At 72.1% G+C, this 4,579-nt stretch carries 5 protein-coding genes and 1 pseudogene; all 6 read right to left on the reverse strand.

Annotated elements, in window-relative coordinates:
* Nucleotides 1–22: 22 nt before the first annotated feature.
* Nucleotides 23–1,066, reverse strand: coding sequence for an aspartate-semialdehyde dehydrogenase (locus AB4880_RS07905; protein WP_367918665.1), 1,044 nt, complete (start codon nt 1,064–1,066; stop codon nt 23–25).
* Nucleotides 1,067–1,069: 3 nt separating this feature from the next.
* Nucleotides 1,070–2,347 (reverse strand): aspartate kinase, encoded by a 1,278-nt coding sequence (locus AB4880_RS07910; protein WP_367918666.1) that lies wholly within the window; start codon nt 2,345–2,347, stop codon nt 1,070–1,072.
* An 80-nt stretch (nt 2,348–2,427) separates the two neighbouring features.
* On the reverse strand, nt 2,428–3,120 hold the full coding sequence (locus AB4880_RS07915; protein ID WP_367918667.1) for a DUF5063 domain-containing protein: 693 nt from the start codon (nt 3,118–3,120) through the stop codon (nt 2,428–2,430).
* The gene (gene recR, locus AB4880_RS07920) at nt 3,117–3,713 is read right to left on the reverse strand and encodes a recombination mediator RecR (RefSeq protein WP_367918668.1); all 597 of its coding nucleotides are present in this window, start codon (nt 3,711–3,713) and stop codon (nt 3,117–3,119) included. Before recR ends, AB4880_RS07915 begins: the two co-directional genes overlap by 4 nt.
* Before the next feature lie 14 nt (nt 3,714–3,727).
* Nucleotides 3,728–4,144 carry a YbaB/EbfC family nucleoid-associated protein gene (locus AB4880_RS07925; RefSeq protein WP_367918669.1) on the reverse strand — a complete coding sequence of 139 codons (417 nt, stop codon included), beginning with the start codon at nt 4,142–4,144 and terminating at the stop codon, nt 3,728–3,730.
* A 73-nt stretch (nt 4,145–4,217) separates the two neighbouring features.
* Nucleotides 4,218–4,579: pseudogene (locus tag AB4880_RS07930) on the reverse strand (hypothetical protein); the annotation flags it as partial.

Consider the following 4,579-nt stretch of genomic DNA (forward strand, 5'->3'; position numbering starts at 1 on the left):
GCCCTCGTGCGCGCGGGGCCGGTCAGCGCGAGGCGGCGATGAGCTCCGCGATCTGGACCGTGTTGAGCGCGGCGCCCTTGCGCAGGTTGTCGTTGGAGACGAACAGCGCGAGGCCGCGGTCGCCGTCGACGCCCGGGTCCTGGCGGATCCGGCCGACGTACGACGGGTCCTTGCCCGCCGCGGCGAGCGGGTTGGGGATGTCGGCGAGCTCGACGCCGGGGGCGCCGGCGAGCAGCTCGCGGGCGCGCTCGGGGGTGAGCGCGCGCTCGAACTCCGCGTTGATCGCCAGCGAGTGGCCGGTGAAGACCGGGACGCGGACGCACAGGCCGGAGACCCGCAGGTCGGGGATGCCGAGGATCTTGCGCGACTCGTTGCGGAGCTTCTGCTCCTCGTCGGTCTCGTTGAGACCGTCGTCGACGAGGTTGCCGGCGAACGGCAGCACGTTGTAGGCGATCGTCTTCTTGTAGACGCCCGGCTCGGGGAAGGCCACGGCCTCGCCGTCGTAGGCGAGCTCGCGGGCCTTGTCGCCGGCGGCGGCGACACCGGTGGCGAGCTCCTCGACGCCGGCGATGCCCGAGCCGGAGACGGCCTGGTATGTCGACGCGATCAGCCGGACCAGGCCGGCCTCCTCGTGCAGCGGCTTGAGGACGGGCATCGCCGCCATCGTCGTGCAGTTGGGGTTGGCGATGATGCCGCGGCCGGCCGCGATCACCTCGGCGGCGGCCTCCGGGTTGACCTCGGAGACGACCAGCGGGATCGACGGGTCCTTGCGGAAGGCCGAGGAGTTGTCGACGACGATCACGCCGGCGTCGACGAACCGGGGCACGAGCGCGCGCGAGGCGGTGGCGCCGGCGGAGAACAGCGCGACGTCGAGGCCGGTCGGGTCGGCGGTCTCGGCGTCCTCGACGGTGACCTCACGGTCGCCGAACTGCAGCACCTTGCCGGCCGAGCGGGCCGAGGAGAAGAAGCGGATCTGGTCGACCGGGAAGTTCCGCTCGAGCAGGATCTGGCGCATCGCGACGCCGACCTGGCCGGTCGCGCCGACGACTCCGATGTTGATGCCCATGGTTCAGCGCCCCGTTCCGCCGTAGACGACGGCCTCGATCTCGTCGGAGCCCAGGTCGAAGGCGGCGTGGGCGGCGTTGACCGCGTCCTGCACCTGCGACTCGGCGACGACGACCGACACCCGGATCTCGGAGGTCGAGATCATCTCGATGTTGACGCCGGCCTCGGAGAGCGCCTCGAAGAAGCGCGCGGAGATGCCCGGCGAGGAGCTCATGCCGGCGCCCACGACGGACACCTTGCCGACGCTGTCGTCGTAGAGCAGGCCCTCGTAGCCCACCTCGCCCTTGAGCCGGTCGAGCGCGGTCATCGCGGTCTGGCCCTCGCCGCGCGGCAGCGTGAAGGAGATGTCAGTGAGGTTCGTCGAGGCGGCCGACACGTTCTGGACGATCATGTCGATGTTGATCTGGGCGTCGGCGACGGCGCGGAAGATCGCCGCGGCCTCGCCCGGCTTGTCGGGGACGCCGACCACGGTGATCTTGGCCTGGCTGCGGTCGTGGGCGACCCCGGTGATGATCGCGGCTTCCATGGAACCTTCCTGAACAACATCCTCGGCCTTGACGACCCAGGTGCCCTCCTTGTCGGAGAAGGAGGAGCGGACGTGGATGGGCATGTCGTAGCGGCGGGCGTACTCGACGCACCGCAGGTGCAGGATCTTGGCGCCCTGCGCGGCCATCTCGAGCGTCTCCTCGTAGGAGATCCGCGGGACCTTGCGGGCGCGGGGCTCGATGCGCGGGTCGGCGGTGAAGATGCCGTCGACGTCGGAGTAGATCTCGCACACGTCGGCCTTCAGCGCGACGGCCAGCGCCACCGCGGTGGTGTCGGAGCCGCCGCGGCCCAGCGTGGTGATGTCCTTGGTCGTCTGCGAGACGCCCTGGAAGCCGGCGACGATGGCGATCGCGCCCTCGTCGATCGCGGCCTGGATGCGGCCCGGCGTGACGTCGATGATCTTGGCCCGGCCGTGCTCGGCGTCGGTGATGACGCCGGCCTGCGAGCCGGTGAACGAGCGCGCCTCGTGGCCGAGGTCGTGAATCGCCATGGCGAGGACCGCCATCGAGATCCGCTCACCGGCCGTGAGCAGCATGTCGAGCTCGCGCGCGGGGGGCAGCGGCGAGACCTCGTTGGCGAGGTCGATCAGCTCGTCCGTCGTGTCGCCCATCGCCGAGACCACCACGACCACCTGGTGGCCGAGCTTCTTGGTGTTGACGATGCGCTGCGCGACGCGCTTGACGCCGGCGGCGTCGGCGACCGACGAGCCGCCGTACTTCTGCACGACAATGCCCACTCCGGAATCACTCCCTGTGGCTGCGGGGAAGGGGGAACAGGCCACGACGTCGGGGCCAGCCCCGATTCTACGAGAGAGCGCTAGGCGTTTTCGCCGCTGTCCAGCGCAGCGGCCGCCGCCTGGATCTGCTCGAGCTCCATGGTGCTCGCGACGTCGGCGTCGAGCCGGTCGTGCGCGACCACCGAGAGCAGCGCCTTCATCGACGATCCGGCCAGCGCGCCCCACGACGAGACGTAGGAGAACTGCCACCACCACAGCGCCTCCTCGACGTCGCCCGCCTCGTAGTGGCGGACGCCGACGGCGAGGTCGGCCGCGATGCTGGTGAGGTCGTCGGAGAGCTGTCCCTCGATCATCTCCGGCGCGTAGGGGTCGAAGACGTAGCTGTAGGTGTCGACGTTGCCGAGCAGGCCGGCGAGCCGCATCCGCAGCTCGTCGAGGTCGGGGTCGGGGCCGTCGTCGGGCTGGTACTCGTCACGCGGCGCGAAGTCGCGGTGGACGCCGAGCCGGGCGCCGGTGAGCGCGATCTGACTGATCTGGAGCAGCAGCAGCGACACCGCCTGGCCGCCGGTCGCCTGGAAGGCGACCACGCGCAGGCCGTCGAGGAAGGAACGCACGGCCGCCGCGATGTCGTCGGCGAAGCGGACCGTCTCGGCCTCCTCGGCGATCAGCGCCTCCAGGGCCACCAGCCCCGGGAGCGGCTCGGCCGGCCGGGTCACGCCGGTGATGCTCGGCGCCCCGCTGCTCGTCGTACCCATGCCCGTGTTGTCCGTCATGTCGCTGCCTGCCTTCCCACGAATGCCCGGCCGAGAGTGACCTCGTCGGCGTACTCGAGGTCTCCTCCCACCGGAAGTCCACTGGCCAAACGTGTCACGCGCAACCCCAGGGGGCCGAGCATGCGGGTGAGGTACGTCGCCGTGGCCTCGCCCTCGAGGTTGGGGTCGGTGGCGAGGATCACCTCGGTCACCGTGCCGTCGCCGAGCCGGGTGAGCAGCTCGCGGATGTGCAGCTGCTCGGGGCCGATGCCGTCGATCGGCGAGATCGCGCCGCCCAGGACGTGGTAGCGGCCGCGGAACTCACGGGTCCGCTCGATCGCGACGACGTCCTTGTACTCCTCCACGACGCACAGCACGCTCGGGTCGCGCCGCGGGTCGCGACAGATCCGGCACTGGTCGTCCTCGGCGACGTTGAAGCAGATCGAGCAGAACTTCACCTTGTCCTTGACCTCGATCAGGACGTCGGCGAGGCGTCGCACGTCGGCCGGGTCGGCCTGCAGCAGGTGGAACGCGATCCGCTGGGCGCTCTTCGGGCCGACCCCGGGCAGCCGCCCGAGCTCGTCGATGAGGTCCTGGACGACGCCTTCGTACATGGCGGGCCGCCGGACTAGAAGCCGAGCTGGCCGGGCGCCTGGCCCGGCCCGCCCATGCCCGGAAGGCCCAGGTCGGGCATGCCGCCGCCCGCCAGCGGGCCGAGCAGCTGCTCGGCGAGCTCGTCGACCTTGGACCTCGCGTCGCGGGCCGCCGCGACGATCAGGTCGCCGAGGTCGGACAGCGCGTCGGCGTCGGTGCCGTCGAGTGCGTCGGGGGTGATGGTGACGGCCGTCAGCTCACCGGCGCCGGTGAGCGTGACCGTGACGGCGCCGCCGGCGACGCTGCCGTCGACGGTCGCGTCCGCGAGGCGCTGCTGGGCGTCGGCGAGCTGGTCCTGCATCTGCTGCGCCTGCTGGAGCAGCGCGCCGAGGTCGAGGCCGCCGAGGCCGCCGGCGTCGCCGCCGAGGGCGTCGAAGGGGTTCTGCGTCATGGGATGTCTCTTCTCTACGGTGACGTGCGGATCGGTTCGGGGGGGTACGGCGGCTCGGCCGCCGCGAGGGCGGTCAGCCGCGGCGCGGGATCTCCTCGATCACCTGCGCGCCGAGCTCGCGCGCGAGCAGCTCGGCACTGGACTCGGCGTCGACCTCGGCGTCGGAGTCGAGGTCGACGGCCGCGTCGGGGTCTTCGGGCGGGGCGTCGACCTGGGCGCTGGCCTGCGCCTGGATCTCGGCGACGCGGGACCGGCGCGAGACCGGCTCGTCGGACGGGTCGGGCGGGTAGTCGTCGTCAGGCGGCTCGGTGGCCCACGGCGGCGGGTCGTCGTCGCGCGCGGCAGAAGCCGCGGGAGCGGCCTGGGGGGCGGCCGGCGCGGCGGCCTGCGGGGCGGAGGCCGGAGCCGGGGGCTGGGCGGCGGCAGGGCCGGCCT

It is taken from the genome of Nocardioides ginsengisoli (genome assembly GCF_039537225.1).
GTDB classification, from domain to species: Bacteria; Actinomycetota; Actinomycetes; order Propionibacteriales; family Nocardioidaceae; genus Nocardioides; species Nocardioides ginsengisoli.